Source organism: Kitasatospora sp. NPDC048407 (assembly GCF_043200475.1).
Taxonomy (GTDB): Bacteria; Actinomycetota; Actinomycetes; order Streptomycetales; family Streptomycetaceae; genus Kitasatospora.
This window is the reverse complement of the sequence record NZ_JBICXW010000005.1, coordinates 173,417-188,668: the sequence shown is the minus strand read 5'-3', so window position 1 is coordinate 188,668 and position 15,252 is coordinate 173,417. Positions and strand designations below refer to the sequence as shown.

The window sequence follows — 15,252 nt, the reverse complement described above, 5'->3', positions numbered from 1 at the left end:
GACGGCTCATCTCGGAAGGGCGGCTCAGGACGGGACGCCATCCTTCCGAGTGTGTGCGAGCCGTGTAGTTCGAGTGATGGGTTCGTTATCGATCGGCAACCGGAGCGCGGTGCAGCAACGTACCTTCGACGCAGGCCCGGACGTGCCGGCTCGGGTCCTCGCGTAGCTGCCGGATCACCGCGAAGGCCTCCGAAGTGCCGATCAGCGCAAGCGACTTGACGGCCTGGGCGCGTACCCGCTGGTCGCCGTCCCGGGTGGCGGCTTCGAGGCGGCTCAGCTGCTCCGGCTGGTCCGGCAGCCAGGGTGCGAGCCAGGCCCGCGAGATCGGTTCACGGATCCAGAGGCGCCGGCGCTCGACCAGGGCGGGGTCGGTCTCGGCGATCCGCCGGATGCCGTGGGTGGCGATGCGCCGGATCTTCCGGCTGGTCGTGGTGTTGACCAACTCGACCAGCATGTCGAGCAGTTCGGGGTCGCCGCGGTCGGCCAGCGGGCGGACCAGCTCGGGCCGGACCACGCCGTGCAGCAGCAGGGTGACGATCAGGTCGGTGGCGCGTCGGTCGGTGCAGCGGGCCAGGGCGTTCATGACCAGCGTGCGGTTGCCGTGGAGCGGGTTGCGGGCCTCGGCGAGGAGCAGGTCCACGGCCGGGTCGGGGCCGAGCTGTGTCAGGGCCGTGATCAGCATCGGCTGTGCCCACTTCGCGCGGCGGAAGGCGTCGACGAGGGCAGGCACCGCCTCGGTCGCGCCGAGTCGGGTGAGGGCCACCACGACGTCGTGGACGACCCCGTTGGTGCGGCCGATGGCGGCGATCAACTCGGGGACGGCCTCGGTGAGTTCGAGCCGGTGGGCGACGTGCGCGGCCCGGTCGGGTGCGGCGGTCGGGTCGCGCAGCACGGCGAGGGCGGCGCGACGGCGGGCCTCGGTGCCGCCGATCGCCTCGATCGCCTCGTCGGCGGCGCGCTGCAGCACACTGCTCCGGTGGCCGAGGGCGGCCGTCAGCACGGGCAGGGCGGACGCGTCACCGTGGCGGCCCAGGGCGCGGACGGCGCCGAGGTGTGACGGGTCGGCGGTGACGAGGGCGATCAGCCGGCGGTTGATCTCCTGCGGCCGGCGGGGCGTCGGTTCGTCCTCGGCGAGCCCCAGGACCGGGCGCAGCCGCTGTAGGTCGTACTCGGTGACGGCTGCGCGGGCGGCGGGGTCGTCGAGGCGGCGCAGGACCCGGGCCGCGCTGTCGCGCAGCAGCTCGTCGGGGTAGGTGACCAGGCGCAGGGCGAGCGGCAGTTGGGCGGTGGTCATGCAGCTGGCGGCGACTTGGATCAGCGTGAGCCGTCCGCGACGGCTGGCCCTCGCCCCCGCTCGCCGCCGAGCCGGGCAAGTCGCCCCGGCCGTCCCCGTCCCAGACCCCGGTCCGGCCGTTCGGCGGGCGCTGAGCCGGGCGCGCTGAGCCGGGCGCCGAGCCGGGACCGAATACCCCACCGTCCGGTACGACGCGGCGGGCAGGCCGACCGGCGTCAGCCCGCTCGGCGACCCGGTGGCCGGTCGGCCGGCCATGGGTCACTCGGAGTCCACGTCCTGGATCAGCCTCGACTCCTCGGGCAAGGCCAAGTCCCGTGGCGGCCCCGGCGGCAGGACCGAGACCCTCCTGGTGGCCCGGAACGCGGACGGCTCCGGCGGCCGCATCGAGTTGGCCGTGTGGCGCAACGACGGTGGCCCGGTGAACCGCGAGATGCTGCTCCGCCTCGCCGAGAAGATGCCGCCCACCCTGGACGGCTGGGGCCCGGCCGGAGCGGCGAGCGCCCCGGCCGTCGGGCTGACGCGCCGCTACTGGCGGTAGGTGGCCAGGAAGCGCCCGATCCGGTTGATGGCCGTCTCCAGGTCGTCGGCGCGGGGGAGGGTGACGAAGCGGAAGTGGTCGGGGCGGGGCCAGTTGAAGCCGGTGCCCTGGACGATGTGGATCTTCTCGCGGAGCAGCAGGTCGAGGACGAAGCGCTCGTCGTCGGCGATCTTGTGGACGGCGGGGTCGAGCTTGGCGAAGGCGTAGAGCGCGCCGCGCGGCTTGACGCAGGAGACGCCGGGGATCTCGTTCAGCGCCCGCCAGGTGACGTCGCGCTGTTCGGTGAGGCGGCCGTTCGGCAGGACCAGGTCGTTGATGGACTGCCGGCCGCCGAGCGCGGCCTGGACGGCGTACTGGGCGGGCACGTTGGGGCACAGGCGCATGCCGGCCAGCATGGTGAGGCCTTCGAGGTAGTCCTTGGCGCGCTGCTTGGGGCCGGAGACGACCAGCCAGCCGCTGCGGAAGCCGGCCACCCGGTAGGACTTGGAGAGGCCGTTGAAGGTGAGGGTGAGGACATCGTCGGCGAGGGCGGCCAGGCAGTGGTGCTCGACGCCGTCGTAGAGGATCTTGTCGTAGATCTCGTCGGCGAAGACCATCAGGTTGTGGCGGCGTGCCAGGTCGAGCAGGCCTTGGAGGAGTTCCTTCGGGTAGACCGCGCCGGTCGGGTTGTTCGGGTTGATCACCACGATGGCCTTGGTGCGGTCGGTGATCTTCGAGGCGATGTCGTCCAGGTCCGGGTACCAGTCGGACTCCTCGTCGCACAGGTAGTGCACCGCCTTGCCGCCGGCGAAGGTCACCACGGCCGTCCAGAGCGGGTAGTCCGGCATCGGGACGAGCACCTCGTCACCGGTGTCCACCAGGGCCTGCACGCTCATCTGGATCAGCTCGGAGACGCCGTTGCCGAGGTACACGTCGTCCACGCCGACGTTCGGGACGCCGCGCTGCTGGTAGTACTGCACGACGGCGCGGCGGGCCGGCAGGATGCCGCGGGAGTCGCTGTAGCCGTGCGCGTTGGCGAGGTTGCGGACGATGTCCTGGACGATCTCCTCGGGCGCCTCGAAGCCGAACGGCGCCGGGTTGCCGGTGTTCAGGCGCAGGACGCTGTGGCCTGCCTCCTCCAGGGCGTTGGCGGTGTCGACGACCGGGCCGCGGATCTCGTAGCACACGTCTTTCAGCTTGCTGGACTGGCGAAACTCCATCAGCGGCCTCCCGACCCGTCACCGAGCCCCTGCGGCCGGCTTGCTTCGTTCTACCAAGTGAGCACTTGGAAAGTCCAACTTCTTGGCTATGCTGACGACATGCCACGCCGAAGCTACGACCAGTACTGCGCCGTCGCCCGCGCCCTGGACGCGGTCGGGGAGCGCTGGAGCCTCCTGATCGTCCGTGAACTCCTCGGCGGACCGCGCCGCTACACCGACCTGCACGCCGACCTGCCGGGCGTCTCCACCGACATCCTGGCGACCCGCCTCAAGCAGCTGGAGGCCGAAGGACTGGTCGAGCGCCGCCGCCTGGAGCGCCCCGCCAACGCCACCGTCTACGAACTCACCGACCGCGGCACCGAACTGCGCCCCGTCATCGAGGCGCTCGCCCACTGGGGTACCCCCGAACTCGGCGAGCCGCGCCCGACCGACGCCTTCCGCGGACACTGGTACGCCGCCAAATGAGTTGAGCCGTACCACAGTTGGGTAAAATCACCTTGTCCGGGCACGACCGGTCGCCCGGCGGCGAACGGGGGGTTCCGCTGTGCTGCGTCCAATCGCGATGCTTGTCGATGTCTACCGCTGGTCACGCCGCCGGTTCGGGCGCCGGCGCCCGGCGTACGACCACACCGAGGCCCACCGCGCCGCCGTCGGCCGGGACGTCGCGGCGGCCCGGCACCACCGCTCCGCCAACCACACCTGGACCGGCGGAGGACCGGCCCAATAGCTCGGTGCTGTCGGCGAGTTGTGCTTGGCTGGCGGCCATGGACGACTCCTCGCGCATGTGGATCACCGCCGTACCCCCGTTCGGGCCGGACGAGATCGGGGTGCTGCTCTCGCTGGACGGCGAGTCCGCCGACCCCGGTGAACAGGCCGCCTTCCGCCTGCTGGACCGCGGCCACGAGGGCGAGGAGGGCGTCTTCTACCTGCTGCCCTTCGACCTCTCCGCCCGCTACACCCGCACCGGCGACCGGCTGGCCGTCACGCTGGTCGCCCAGCGGGCCGTGCTCGACGAGGAACTCGCCGCACCAGAGCGACAGTTGGACGAGGGCGGCTGGGTGACGCTGCTGCGCCGCGAACTCGTCACCGACTTCGAGCCGGCCGAGCAGGACGGCGAGAAGCAGGCCGTCCTGCTGATCGACCACCTCGGGCCGGTGCATACCCTGGACGAACTGCTCGCCGGGTTCGAGGCCGGGGATTCGGGGATCGCGGTGCTCAACGCCCAGTAGGAGGAGGGGACATGCCGGAGACCGACCGCTCGCGCGCGCTGGGCGGGCTGGCGGCGGGGGCGCTCGGGGCGGGCCTGGGGGTGGCCCTGATCCTGCTGGCCTGGGGGGTCATGGCGCTGCTCGGTGACGGCGAGTTCCCATCCGGCCTCCTGGGTGCGGCGCTCATGCCGGCGGGCGGCCCCATGCGCTCGCTGTGGGAGCGCCGGCCCGTGAACCGGCGGCCCGCCGTGCTGGTCGCGCTGCTCCTGCTTCTGCTGGTCGTCCTGTTCGCAACTGCCCTCGGCGACCTCTACGCGGAGGATTCGGACGGGCAGTCGGGCCTCGCTCAACTGCTGTTCGGCTACGTCCCGGGGGTGTTGCTGTTCGGCACGGTCTTCGGCGTACTGTGCGGCGAGTCCGTCGACGAGCCGGGCCGCCACTGGCTGCGCTTCACCGGCCGCGGGGGCCGCTTCCATCTCGCCGTGTACGGCGGCCTGTTCGCGCTGCTGGTGCTGACCGTGGCCGCGATCGGGGCGTCCGCCTGACAGCGGTTCCCCAGCATGGGGACACGCCCGATTAGGGTGCTATCGCGGAGTCTTGGGCCTTTTGCCCGGTATGGTCGGCGGGCGTCCGATCGTCCCCCCTGGGAGCATCCGCCATGCCGCAGCCCCAACCGGTCCTCGCCAATCTGACCGGGGCCGCCGTGTTCCTGGTGCTCGGCATCGAGGACGGTGGCGAGCAGACCGTCCGCGACCTGCTGCCCGACCTCGGCGGGCTGACCCGCTCGGTCGGCAGCCGCGCCCCGCACGACGGGCTGGCTCTGGTCGTCGGCATCGGATCGGACGCCTGGGACCGGCTGTTCGCCGGCCCCCGCCCCGCCGGGCTGCACCCCTTCGAGGAGTTGGCCGGGTCCCGGCACCTCGCCCCCGCCACCCCCGGCGACCTGCTGCTGCACGTCCGCGCCGAACGCATGGACCTGTGCTTCGAACTCGCCACCAAGATCACCGGCCGGCTCGGCGCCGCGGTGAGCGTCCTCGACGAGACGCACGGCTTCCGGTACTTCGACTGCCGCGACCTGATCGGCTTCGTCGACGGCACGGAGAACCCGGTCGGCCAGGACGCCACCGACGCCGTGCTGATCGGCGAGGAGGACCCGGCGTTCGCCGGCGGCTCCTACGTCATCGTGCAGAAGTACCTGCACGACATGGCCGGTTGGAACGCGCTCAGCACCGAACGGCAGGAGCTGATCATCGGGCGCACCAAGCTCGACAACGTCGAACTGGACGATGCGGCCAAGCCGGCGGACTCGCACGTCGCGCTGAACACCGTCACCGGGCCGGACGGGGAGGGGCTCGACATCTGGCGGCTGAACATGCCGTTCGGCTCGTTCACCGAGGGCGGCGAGTGCGGCACCTACTTCATCGGCTACGCCCGCGACCCGTGGGTGACCGAGGAGATGCTCCGCAACATGTTCCTCGGCCGCGGGCCCGCCACCCACGACCGGCTGCTGGACTTCTCGACTCCCGTCACCGGGACGCTTTTCCACGTCCCGAGCAAGGACTTCCTGAGCGACCCGCCGCCCGCGCCCGGCACCCCCGACGCGGCCCGGGCGCGCACCGACGCACCGTCCGCACCGCAGCCACCGGAACCGTCCGTACCTTCGGCGGCCCGGGACGGCAGTCTCCACATCGGCAGCCTGAAGAGGAGTCTCTCCCCGTGAACAACCTGCACCGCGAGCTGGCGCCCGTCTCCGCCGCCGCCTGGGCCGAAATCGAGGAGGAGGCCCGGCGCACCTTCACCCTGCACCTGGCCGGCCGCCGGGTGATCGACCTGCTCGGCCCCGACGGGCCGGAACTCGCCGCGATCGGCACCGGCCACCTCGCCGACATCGCCGCCCCGTCCTACAACGTCCAGGCCCGGGCCCGGGAATGCCGGGCACTGGTCGAACTGCGCGTCCCGTTCACCGTCACCCGGGCCGCCGTGGACGACGTCGAACGCGGCTCCAAGGACTCCGACTGGGACCCGGTCAAGGACGCCGCCCGCACCATCGCCCTCGCCGAGGACCGCGCCGTCTTCGACGGCTGGTCCGCCGCCGGCATCACCGGCATCCGGGACGGCTCCAGCAACCACCCCGTCGCCCTGCCCGCCGACGTCCGCGAGTACCCCAACGCCGTCAGCCGCGGCCTCACCGTGCTGCGCCTGGCCGGCGTCGGCGGCCCCTACTCGCTGCTGCTCGGCGCCGACATCTTCACCGCCGTCAACGAGACCTCCGACCACGGCTACCCCGTCCACAACCACCTCGCCCGGCTGCTCGACGGCGACATCATCTGGGCCCCCGCCGTCGAGGGCGCCATCCTGCTCTCCGCCCGCGGCGGCGACTTCGAACTCCACCTCGGCGAGGACCTGTCGATCGGCTACCTCTCGCACGACGACAGCACCGTCCACCTCTACCTGCAGGAGTCGCTCACCTTCCAACTGCACACCCCCGAGGCCTCGGTGTCCCTCACCTCCGACTGATCAATTGGCTTCAGTGGAGCGGGAGTTGGTGTTGGGAGGGGCGGAATCAGGCCAATGGTGAAGGGAGGCTTCCGGGGGTCGGGCGGGGGCGCGACGATGTGAGGCATCGCAAGGGCGTTCGGTGATGAGGGGAGCACGCCGTGTCCGATCCTTCCGTTCCCAAGTGTCCGTTTCTCGACCCCACCGCGGCCTCGCCGCACGCGGAGGCCGCCGAACTGCGGGTGCAGGGCCCGGCGGTGCTGGTCGAGCTGCCGGGCCGGGTCCGCGCCTGGTCGGTGACCAGGCACAGCGTGATCCAGGCACTGACCACCGACCCGCGGGTGTCGCGGGACTTCCGCCGCCACTGGCCGGGGATGGCGGACGTACCGGACGGCTGGGTGCTGGGGTCGGTGGCGTTCCAGGACAGCCTGGTCAACCGGTACGGCGAGGAGCACCGCCGGGCCAGGGGCCGGATCGCCCCGAGCTTCATGCCGCGCCGGGTCAAACTGATGCGCCCCCAGGTGCAGGCGATGGCCGACCAGCTGGTGGCGGCACTCGGCGCGCTCGCTCCGGGTGAGTGCGCCGACCTGCGGTCCGCGCTGGCGAGGCCGCTGACCATGACGGTGATCTGCGACCTGTTCGGCGTGCCCGAGGAGCGGCGCGAGAGGCTGGGCGCGCTGATCGACCGGGCGCTGGACTCCTCCATGGCCGAGGACGCCGCGCTCGCCGTGCAGAACGAACTCTACGAGCGCCTCGGCGAGTTGGCCGCCCACAAGCGGGCCAACCCGGGCGCGGACCTGACCAGCGACCTGCTGCTCTCCGACCGGCCGGGCGAACAGCCGCTGGCGGAACACGAGTTGGTCGGCACGCTGTTCACGATGATCGCCGCCGGCTTCGAGACGGCCGTCAACCTGATCTCCAGCGCCGCGCTGGAACTGCTCACCCACCCCGAGCAACTGGCCCGGCTGCGGGCGGGCACGATCGACTGGACGGACGTGATCGAGGAGACGCTGCGGGTGGAAGGCCCCGTCATGTACGTCCCGCTGCGGTACGCGCTGGAGGACATCGACCTCGGCGAGGGCGTGCTGATCGCCAAGGGCGCCCCGATCATGGTCGGCTTCGCCGCCGCGGGCCGCGACCCGCAGGAACACCCGGACCGCCCCGACGAGTTCGACCCCACCCGCGCGGACAAGAGCCACCTGGCGTTCGGCCACGGCCCGCACTTCTGCGTCGGCGCACCGCTGGCCCGGCTGGAGGCGGAGGTGGCACTGAGCACCCTGTTCGAGCGACTGCCCGAGCTGGCCCTGGCCGAACCCGGGCAGCGGCCCGCCCGCCTCCCGTCGCTGGTCGTCAACGGCCCGGAGGCCGTGGAGGTGGTGCCCCGGCCCCGCAGCGCCCCGGTTACGCCTGGGTAGGGTGGGGCGGGGCAGGAGCGAGAATCCAGGAGGCGGTGTGCGGCAGTACCGGGCGATGGTGGCGGTCGGGGACTCGTTCACCGAGGGGATGTGCGACGACGTCCTGCCGGACGGGGAGTTCCTGGGCTGGGCGGACCGGGTCGCGGGCGTGCTGGCGGCCGAGCAGGACGGCTTCCGGTACGCGAACCTCGCCGTGCGGGGCAAGCTGATCGGCCAGATCCGGGACGAGCAGGTGGGCCTGGCGGCCGCGACCGACGCCGACCTGGTGACGCTGGCGGGCGGGCTGAACGACGTACTGCGGCCCGGGTGCGACGTCGCCGAGGTGGAGCGGCGGCTCGGCGAGTGCACCGCCGAACTGGTCGCCGAGGGCCGCACCGTGGTGCTGTTCACCTCGACCGACCCGACCCGGCGGATGGCCGGCAGCGCGCGACTGCTGCCGGCGATCCTGCGGATGAAGGCGTTCGTCGAACGGACGGTCCGGGAGTACCCGGGCCGGGTGGTGCTGGTCGACCTGTTCTCGGCGCCCGCGTTCGACGACCGCCGGCTGTGGGCGGAGGACCGGCTGCACCTGTCGCCGGAGGGCCACCGCCGGGTCGCGCTGGCGGTGCTGGAGGCACTCGGCCGCCCGTCCGAGGAGGACTGGCGGGCGCCGCTCGCCGAGCCCGACACCCGCACCCGGGGCCAGAAGGTCCGCGAGGACGCCCGCTGGCTGCGCACCCACGTCGGCCCGTGGATCGGCCGGCGGCTGCGCGGCCGTTCCTCCGGCGACGGGCGGCCCGCCAAGCGCCCGGAGCTGCTGCCCTACCAGGCCTGAGGCGCCGTCAGGACAGCCGGATGGTGAGGCCGACGGTGCCGGTCCGGCCGCGGCGCAGCAGGCTGCCGAGGTGGGTGAGCCAGAAGAGCACGTGGTACTTGCGGGCGAGCAGCTTCCGGTAGCGCTCGGTGGTGGCCGCGTCGGCGATCGTCGCGGTGGCCGGCACGCTCTCGCCGCTGGGGTTGCCGCGCAGGTCGCACGCGCCGACCAGGACGTCGGCGCGCCGCCGGATCCGCTTGACCTTCCACGATTCGGCGGCGGTCCACACCCCGAGGGTGTCGCCGTCGCGCACCATCCACACCGCGGTCGGCACGGCCCTGCCGTCCTTGCGGTAACTGGTGACCAGCAGGTACTTTCCGGCGGCGAGCCGGTCCAATTCGGTGTCGGCCATGGCCGCGAGTGTACGGCCGGCGGCCGGTGCGTCAGGAGGTGCGGACCGGATCGGCGTCCGGCCGGGGCCCGGCGGGCGCGTCCGCGGCGCGGCGGGCACGGGACGGGACGGTGGCCCGCCACAGCCGGCCGGCCGACCACAGACCCGCCGCCAGCAGCAGCCCGTTGCGGGCCACGATCACCACAGTGGGCCGCCAGCCGCCGACCATCGCCGCCTCGAAGAACAGCGGGTAGTCGACGGTGGTCAGACCCACCACCGGGATCAGCAGCAGCGCCACCGGCCGCTGGCAGGTGCCCCGCACGGACAGGCAGACCGCGGCCAGCCCGACCAGCCAGATCAGGTACTGCGGGGAGATCACCCGGCTGGTCAGGGTGAACAGCAGCACCGCGCTGAGCGCCGCGTCGTACGGGGTGGCGGCCGTCCAGCGGCGGGCGCGCAGCCGCCACAGCAGCAACCAGCCGAACGCGGCGGCGGTCAGCAGCAGGGACAGCTGGGACGCCCGGTGCACGTACGGGCCGAGGAACTCCATCGAGCCGTAGTGGTGCTCGACCCGGCCGGGCCAGCCGAACAGCCGGGCCACCTGGAAGGCCGTGCCGCCCAGCGACTCGATCTCCACGCCGCGGGCGCGCTGCGCGTGCAGGAAGTCGAAGGCGTGGTCGAACAGCGCGGCCAGCACCAGCAGCAGGGCGAGCGCGGCGACCACCATCGACGTCCACGCCTGCCGGGTGGTGCGGCCGCGCGGGGTGCCGAGCACCGTCAGCGCCGGCCACACCTTGACCATCGCGCCGATCCCGGCCAGCGCCCCGCCCAGCCGCGGCCGGGCCGGAAGCAGCAGCAGCGCGAGCACCGCCAGCGCCGTCACCGCCAGGTCGTAGCGGCCGTACGGCAGGCCGAGCAGCAGCGGCAGCGTCAGCGTCCACATCCACGCGCCCGACGTCGAACGGCCGGGCCGCCCCAGCGAGACCCGCAGCAGCGCCCACAGGGTCAGTACGTCGGCGATCAGCATCAGCAGCCAGAACGCCTGAAGGTACGTCAGGAACGGCAGCAGGTCGGGCGCGAGCATCGACAGCGCCGCGCCCGGCGGGTACTGCCAGGTGACGTCGTTCACCGGGAAGGTGCCGGTGCGCAGCACCTGGGACCAGCCCTGGTACAGCCACTCCACCTCGACGGCGTTCTCGGGCCGGCCCGAGCGGATCACGCCGATCATCAGCATCCGGCTGGCGATCCAGTACACGGCCAGCGCGACGACCTCGCGCGGCCAGGTCGCGGGGCGGGTCCAGCGGATCGGCCGGGCGGGGACCTGCGCCACCGTGTCCTCCAGTGCGGTCGTACTGCGGTCGTACTACAGGGGCGAGCCTTCATGCGAACTTTCTCATATCAGACAAATCGGGCACGCCTTGATGGGCGCCGGTGCGTGTCCGCCGACGTCCCCGGAACGCGCCACGCCCCCTGCCGCCACCCGGCCGACGGATATCCGTCGGCCGGACCTGCCAGAATGCACGGGCGAGAAAGCGAAACCACCAGAAAGGGTGACCGGCATCGTGACCATGCCCGTCGAACGCAAGATCGCCGAGGAACTGGGCGTCCGCGAGAACCAGGTGCAGGCCGCCGTCGGCCTGCTCGACGGCGGAGCGACCGTCCCCTTCATCGCGCGCTACCGCAAGGAAGCCACCGGCGCCCTCGACGACACCCAGCTGCGCACCCTCGAGGAGCGGCTGCGCTACCTGCGCGAACTGGAGGAGCGCCGGACCGCCGTCCTGGAGTCCATCGACTCCCAGGGCAAGCTCAACGACAAGCTGCGCGCCCAGATCCTCGCCGCCGACTCCAAGGCCCGCCTCGAGGACATCTACCTCCCGTACAAGCCCAAGCGGCGCACCAAGGCGCAGATCGCCCGCGAGGCCGGCCTCGAACCGCTCGCCGACACGCTGCTCGCCGACCCGACCCAGGACCCGGCCGCGCTCGCCGCCACGTTCCTGGGCGAGCAGGTCGCCGACGCCGCCGCCGCGCTGGACGGCGCCCGCGCGATCCTCGTCGAACGCTTCGGCGAGGACGCCGACCTGGTCGGCTCGCTGCGCACCCGGATGTGGACCCGCGGCCGACTGGTCGCCAAGGTCCGCGACGGCAAGGAGCAGGACGGCGCCAAGTTCGCCGACTACTTCGACTTCGCCGAGCCGTACACCAAGCTGCCCTCGCACCGGATCCTCGCCATGCTGCGCGGCGAGAAGGAAGAGGTCCTCGACCTCGAACTCTCCCCGTACGACGGCGCCGAAGAGGCAGACCTCCCCGGCGCGAGCGACTACGAACAGCGGATCTCCGCCCGGTTCGGCATCGCCGACCGCGGCCGGCCCGCCGACAAGTGGCTCACCGACACCGTCCGCTGGGCCTGGCGCACCCGCATCCTGGTCCGCCTCGGCATCGACCAGCGCACCCGGCTGCGCGCCGAGGCCGAGGACGAGGCGGTGCGCGTTTTCGCCGCCAACCTGCGCGACCTGCTGCTCGCCGCCCCCGCCGGCACCCGCGCCACCATGGGCCTCGACCCCGGCTTCCGCACCGGCGTCAAGGTCGCCGTGGTCGACGCCACCGGCAAGGTCGTCGCGTACGAGACGATCTACCCGCACCAGCCCGCCAACAAGTGGGACGCGGCGCTGGGCGTGCTCGCCCGGCTCGCCGCGGAACACGACGTCGACCTGGTGGCGATCGGCAACGGCACCGCCTCCCGGGAGACCGACCGGCTCGCCGCCGACCTGATCAAGCGCCACCCCGAGCTCGGGCTCACCAAGGTGATGGTCAGCGAGGCCGGCGCGTCCGTGTACTCCGCCTCCGCGTTCGCCGCCCAGGAACTGCCCGAGCTGGACGTCTCCATCCGCGGCGCCGTCTCCATCGCCCGCCGCCTGCAGGACCCGCTGGCCGAACTCGTCAAGATCGACCCCAAGTCGATCGGCGTCGGCCAGTACCAGCACGACCTGAGCGAACTCAAGCTCTCCCGCTCGCTGGACGCCGTCGTCGAGGACTGCGTCAACGCCGTCGGCGTCGACGTCAACACCGCCTCCGCGCCGCTGCTCACCCGGGTCTCCGGCATCACCGGCACCCTGGCCGACAACATCGTCGCCCACCGCGACGCGAACGGGCCGTTCCGGACCCGGCGCGCGCTCAAGGACGTCGCACGGCTCGGCCCGAAGGCGTTCGAACAGTGCGCGGGCTTCCTGCGCATCCCCGACGGCGACGACCCGCTCGACGCGTCCGCGGTGCACCCCGAGGCGTACCCCGTGGTGCGACGGATCCTCGCCGCGACCGGCGGCGAACTGGGCGCCCTGATCGGCAACGGCGCCGTGCTGCGTTCGCTGCGGCCCGGCGACTTCGCCGACGACAAGTTCGGCGTGCCGACCGTCACCGACATCCTCGGCGAACTCGACAAGCCCGGGCGCGACCCGCGGCCCGCGTTCCAGACCGCCAGCTTCAAGGACGGCGTCGAGAAGATCTCCGACCTGGAGATCGGCATGATCCTGGAGGGCGTCGTCACCAACGTCGCCGCGTTCGGCGCCTTCGTCGACATCGGCGTCCACCAGGACGGCCTGGTGCACGTCTCCGCGCTCTCCAAGAACTTCGTCAAGGACCCGCGCGAGGTGGTCAAGCCCGGCGACATCGTCCGCGCCAAGGTCACCGCCGTCGACGTCCAGCGCAAGCGCATCGGCCTCACCCTGCGCCTCGACGACGAGACCCGTCCTGCCGCCGCCCCCCGCGAGAGCGCACCCCGCCGCGACTCCCGCCCCCCGCGCCAGGACCGCCGCCAGAACGACCGCACTCCGCCGCCGCCCGCCAACTCGGCGATGGCCGACGCCCTCCGCCGCGCGGGCCTGGGCAAGTAGCAGGCCTCCGCACGACGGCCGGCCCCATGGCAGGGGTCCGGCCGTCTTGTGCTGCCCGCAGCGTAAGATTCCCCATACAAGTGGGTGTGCAAGTTGGACAAACAGCGACCCGCGGTCCGGCTGAGGAGGCAACGGTGAGCGCTCAACCGCACGACTGCACCGGTGCGGGCCCCGGAATCCCCCGCACGCCGGACGGCATCGCGGCCGCGCTCTCGCCGAGCAGGCGCATGCAGTTCCGCGTCGAGCTCGGCCGGACCGCTACCGGTGAGGCGTTCGAACGCCTGCTGGAGGTCTGGTGGTGTCGAGCCACCCTGGACCGGCGTGGTGGGCGTGAGGCCCGAACCGCCGCCGCCCGCGCGGGTACACTCCCGCTGGGCTCCTGGGATTCGCTCCGGAGCCGGAGGGCGAACCGGGAGGGGTAGGGGTGGACGAGGAGTTCGACGCCGCCGACCTGTGGCCCGTCGAGCCCTCGTTGGAGGTCGAAGAGCTGCTGGTTGCCGCGCCGGACTCGCTGTACCACGCCCTGCTGGCCGTGCAGTTGCGTCTCATGCGAGATCCGTGGGACGGGGCCAGTGTGCCGATCGGCGACGATCCCTGCACTCGTGACATTCCGCTCGACGGTCACGCCGCCCTCGTCGAGTACGAGATCGTCACCGGCCCCCATCGCCATGTGGTGCTCACCGCCGTTCAGTGGTGGCACACGGACTTCCAGGACGGAAGTCCGTTCTGACTCACCCGCCGGTGCGGGATTCCGTTGCCAGGGCCACGAGTTCGGGCCACCAGGGTTCGCGGTGGTGGGCGAGGAGGTGTTGGGCCTCTTCGGGGGTGGTGAGGCGGACTTCGAGGACCTGTTCGCCGTCGGCGGGGTTGGTGGGGGCGGAGTCGACCTGGACCTCGGCCCAGCCCCAGAGCCAGGCCTTGACGGGGTGGGGTTGCCAGGGGCGGTAGGGGGTGGGGCCCTCGGAGACGGCGAGGTGGTGGCCGATCCAGGTCGGGGGGCCGGTGAGGCGGGCGCCGGCCTCTTCGCGGAGTTCGCGGGCCAGGCAGGACTCGATGCTCTCGGCGGCCTCGCGGGTGCCGCCGGGCAGGAACCAGTGGCCGCGGACGTCGCGGCAGAGGACCACGCGGCCCTCGGTGAAACCCACCAGGTGGATGTTGGTGACCAGTTCGTCCGGGGGCAGTTCCGTCGTGAACTGCACGTCCATGCCGCCCCACTCCCAGCGCTGCGGCGCGTGGAGGGCCGGGAACCTGGCCGCGACGGCGGCTCTGTCGTCTGTTCTGGGCGTTGTGTCCGTCATCGATCGATCGTAGTCCTGAGTGGGCGGAACCGGACCCGGGTGGTCAACAAATCGGACGGAACGTCACCCTTCAGTGTCCTTACGTCAATTCACCGCACCGGGGCGTCACCCGACGGTGGCCTCCCGGTCGTTCCGGCGGGTCAGTTCGCGGCAAGATCCGCTCGCCGCGACCACTCCAGCGGGCCGTGCCACAGCAGCAGCAGGCCGGAAAACAGCAGGACCAGCACTTCGAGGGCGGCAGGCAGCGAGCCGGCGGGCAGGAACGGCCAGGCCCAGACGCGGGGGACGCCGGCCCGGATCCCCAACGAGGCGCAGACGAACGGGAACACGGACACCACCAGGCCCGCCGTGAGCACACCCGCGCACCAGCGGACGATCAGCGCCAGGCCCAGGTAGCCGGCGAAATCCCGGGCCACCATCACCCCCGTCGCGGAGTGGAGCCCGGCGGCGCCGGCCACCACCGTCGCCGTGAGCGCCGCGGCCACGTCCAGCAGCGGGACGCGGCGCACCGCCGTCCGTTCGGCGGCCGCGTCAGCCCGGCCGAGGCCGTACAGGAAGAGGCAGACCGGGACCAGTGGGAGGAGGAAGGCCATCGGCAGTGGGAAGGAGATCCCGCCCACCACGATCGGAACCGGTACCACGATCGACCGGGCCTGCGAGCCGAGCAGTACCGCCAGCGCGGTGCCGGCCAGTACCGCCGGGAGGGCGCGGACGCGCAGCCACCAGAGCACGG

General features: G+C 72.5%; 16 protein-coding genes and 1 pseudogene. 10 read left to right on the top strand and 7 right to left on the bottom strand.

Annotated features, from left to right (window positions below):
* Positions 1–85: 85 nt before the first annotated feature.
* Positions 86–1,294 (bottom strand): HEAT repeat domain-containing protein, encoded by a 1,209-nt coding sequence (locus ACGFWJ_RS12850; protein ID WP_392948391.1) that lies wholly within the window; start codon positions 1,292–1,294, stop codon positions 86–88.
* 253 nt (positions 1,295–1,547) lie between these two features.
* On the opposite strand from ACGFWJ_RS12850, the gene ACGFWJ_RS12845 reads away from it, so the two are divergent.
* Positions 1,548–1,832, top strand: coding sequence for a hypothetical protein (locus ACGFWJ_RS12845; protein ID WP_392948388.1), 285 nt, complete (start codon positions 1,548–1,550; stop codon positions 1,830–1,832).
* Here the strand turns inward: ACGFWJ_RS12845 and ACGFWJ_RS12840 are convergent.
* Positions 1,820–3,031 carry a pyridoxal phosphate-dependent aminotransferase gene (locus ACGFWJ_RS12840; RefSeq protein WP_392948385.1) on the bottom strand — a complete coding sequence of 404 codons (1,212 nt, stop codon included), beginning with the start codon at positions 3,029–3,031 and terminating at the stop codon, positions 1,820–1,822. The two genes, ACGFWJ_RS12845 and ACGFWJ_RS12840, sit on opposite strands and share 13 nt — an antisense overlap.
* 99 nt (positions 3,032–3,130) lie before the next feature.
* On the opposite strand from ACGFWJ_RS12840, the pseudogene ACGFWJ_RS12835 reads away from it, so the two are divergent.
* A pseudogene (locus ACGFWJ_RS12835) lies at positions 3,131–3,487 on the top strand (winged helix-turn-helix transcriptional regulator); the annotation flags it as partial.
* A 130-nt stretch (positions 3,488–3,617) separates the two neighbouring features.
* Here the strand turns inward: ACGFWJ_RS12835 and ACGFWJ_RS12830 are convergent.
* Positions 3,618–3,797, bottom strand: coding sequence for a hypothetical protein (locus ACGFWJ_RS12830; RefSeq protein WP_392948382.1), 180 nt, complete (start codon positions 3,795–3,797; stop codon positions 3,618–3,620).
* On the opposite strand from ACGFWJ_RS12830, the gene ACGFWJ_RS12825 reads away from it, so the two are divergent.
* The 6 genes from ACGFWJ_RS12825 to ACGFWJ_RS12800 all read left to right on the top strand — a co-directional run bounded on the left by ACGFWJ_RS12825 (position 3,796) and on the right by ACGFWJ_RS12800 (position 8,964).
* Positions 3,796–4,260 carry a hypothetical protein gene (locus ACGFWJ_RS12825; RefSeq protein ID WP_387645566.1) on the top strand — a complete coding sequence of 155 codons (465 nt, stop codon included), beginning with the start codon at positions 3,796–3,798 and terminating at the stop codon, positions 4,258–4,260. The two genes, ACGFWJ_RS12830 and ACGFWJ_RS12825, sit on opposite strands and share 2 nt — an antisense overlap.
* An 11-nt stretch (positions 4,261–4,271) precedes the next feature.
* Positions 4,272–4,784 (top strand): hypothetical protein, encoded by a 513-nt coding sequence (locus ACGFWJ_RS12820; RefSeq protein ID WP_392948380.1) that lies wholly within the window; start codon positions 4,272–4,274, stop codon positions 4,782–4,784.
* 113 nt (positions 4,785–4,897) lie between these two features.
* Positions 4,898–5,959, top strand: coding sequence for a Dyp-type peroxidase (locus ACGFWJ_RS12815; RefSeq protein WP_392948377.1), 1,062 nt, complete (start codon positions 4,898–4,900; stop codon positions 5,957–5,959).
* A complete protein-coding gene (locus ACGFWJ_RS12810) occupies positions 5,956–6,756 on the top strand; it encodes a family 1 encapsulin nanocompartment shell protein (protein ID WP_392948374.1) in 801 nt (266 codons plus the stop codon). Before ACGFWJ_RS12815 ends, ACGFWJ_RS12810 begins: the two co-directional genes overlap by 4 nt.
* A 140-nt stretch (positions 6,757–6,896) precedes the next feature.
* Positions 6,897–8,150, top strand: a complete 1,254-nt coding sequence (locus ACGFWJ_RS12805; protein WP_392948371.1) for a cytochrome P450 — start codon at positions 6,897–6,899, stop codon at positions 8,148–8,150.
* 37 nt (positions 8,151–8,187) lie between these two features.
* Positions 8,188–8,964, top strand: coding sequence for an SGNH/GDSL hydrolase family protein (locus ACGFWJ_RS12800; protein ID WP_392948369.1), 777 nt, complete (start codon positions 8,188–8,190; stop codon positions 8,962–8,964).
* Positions 8,965–8,971: 7 nt separating this feature from the next.
* On the opposite strand, the gene ACGFWJ_RS12795 is transcribed toward ACGFWJ_RS12800, so the two are convergent.
* Positions 8,972–9,355, bottom strand: coding sequence for a PPOX class F420-dependent oxidoreductase (locus ACGFWJ_RS12795; protein WP_392948367.1), 384 nt, complete (start codon positions 9,353–9,355; stop codon positions 8,972–8,974).
* Between the two features lie 31 nt (positions 9,356–9,386).
* The gene (locus tag ACGFWJ_RS12790; protein WP_392948364.1) at positions 9,387–10,664 is read right to left on the bottom strand and encodes a glycosyltransferase 87 family protein; all 1,278 of its coding nucleotides are present in this window, start codon (positions 10,662–10,664) and stop codon (positions 9,387–9,389) included.
* Positions 10,665–10,902: 238 nt separating this feature from the next.
* Between ACGFWJ_RS12790 and ACGFWJ_RS12785 the strand changes: the two genes are divergently transcribed.
* Complete coding sequence (locus ACGFWJ_RS12785) at positions 10,903–13,221, top strand: Tex family protein (protein ID WP_392948727.1); 2,319 nt, start codon at positions 10,903–10,905, stop codon at positions 13,219–13,221.
* A 424-nt stretch (positions 13,222–13,645) separates the two neighbouring features.
* Complete coding sequence (locus tag ACGFWJ_RS12780; protein WP_392948361.1) at positions 13,646–13,951, top strand: hypothetical protein; 306 nt, start codon at positions 13,646–13,648, stop codon at positions 13,949–13,951.
* Position 13,952: 1 nt separating this feature from the next.
* Here ACGFWJ_RS12780 and ACGFWJ_RS12775 read toward each other — a convergent pair whose 3' ends face one another.
* Positions 13,953–14,519, bottom strand: coding sequence for an NUDIX domain-containing protein (locus tag ACGFWJ_RS12775; RefSeq protein WP_392948358.1), 567 nt, complete (start codon positions 14,517–14,519; stop codon positions 13,953–13,955).
* 140 nt (positions 14,520–14,659) lie between these two features.
* Positions 14,660–15,250 carry a hypothetical protein gene (locus ACGFWJ_RS12770; protein ID WP_392948355.1) on the bottom strand — a complete coding sequence of 197 codons (591 nt, stop codon included), beginning with the start codon at positions 15,248–15,250 and terminating at the stop codon, positions 14,660–14,662.
* Positions 15,251–15,252 lie beyond the last annotated feature (2 nt).

Excerpts from the sequence above, each read along its gene's own strand:
- ACGFWJ_RS12815 (WP_392948377.1), top strand. The coding sequence starts at position 4,898 with ATGCCGCAGCCCCAACCGGTCCTCGCCAATCTGACCGGGGCCGCCGTG.
- ACGFWJ_RS12840 (WP_392948385.1), bottom strand. The coding sequence starts at position 3,031 with ATGGAGTTTCGCCAGTCCAGCAAGCTGAAAGACGTGTGCTACGAGATC.
- ACGFWJ_RS12825 (WP_387645566.1), top strand. The coding sequence starts at position 3,796 with ATGGACGACTCCTCGCGCATGTGGATCACCGCCGTACCCCCGTTCGGG.
- ACGFWJ_RS12775 (WP_392948358.1), bottom strand. The coding sequence starts at position 14,519 with ATGACGGACACAACGCCCAGAACAGACGACAGAGCCGCCGTCGCGGCC.
- ACGFWJ_RS12785 (WP_392948727.1), top strand. The coding sequence starts at position 10,903 with ATGCCCGTCGAACGCAAGATCGCCGAGGAACTGGGCGTCCGCGAGAAC.
- ACGFWJ_RS12795 (WP_392948367.1), bottom strand. The coding sequence starts at position 9,355 with ATGGCCGACACCGAATTGGACCGGCTCGCCGCCGGAAAGTACCTGCTG.
- ACGFWJ_RS12845 (WP_392948388.1), top strand. The coding sequence starts at position 1,548 with ATGGGTCACTCGGAGTCCACGTCCTGGATCAGCCTCGACTCCTCGGGC.
- ACGFWJ_RS12820 (WP_392948380.1), top strand. The coding sequence starts at position 4,272 with ATGCCGGAGACCGACCGCTCGCGCGCGCTGGGCGGGCTGGCGGCGGGG.
- ACGFWJ_RS12830 (WP_392948382.1), bottom strand. The coding sequence starts at position 3,797 with ATGGCCGCCAGCCAAGCACAACTCGCCGACAGCACCGAGCTATTGGGC.
- ACGFWJ_RS12850 (WP_392948391.1), bottom strand. The coding sequence starts at position 1,294 with ATGACCACCGCCCAACTGCCGCTCGCCCTGCGCCTGGTCACCTACCCC.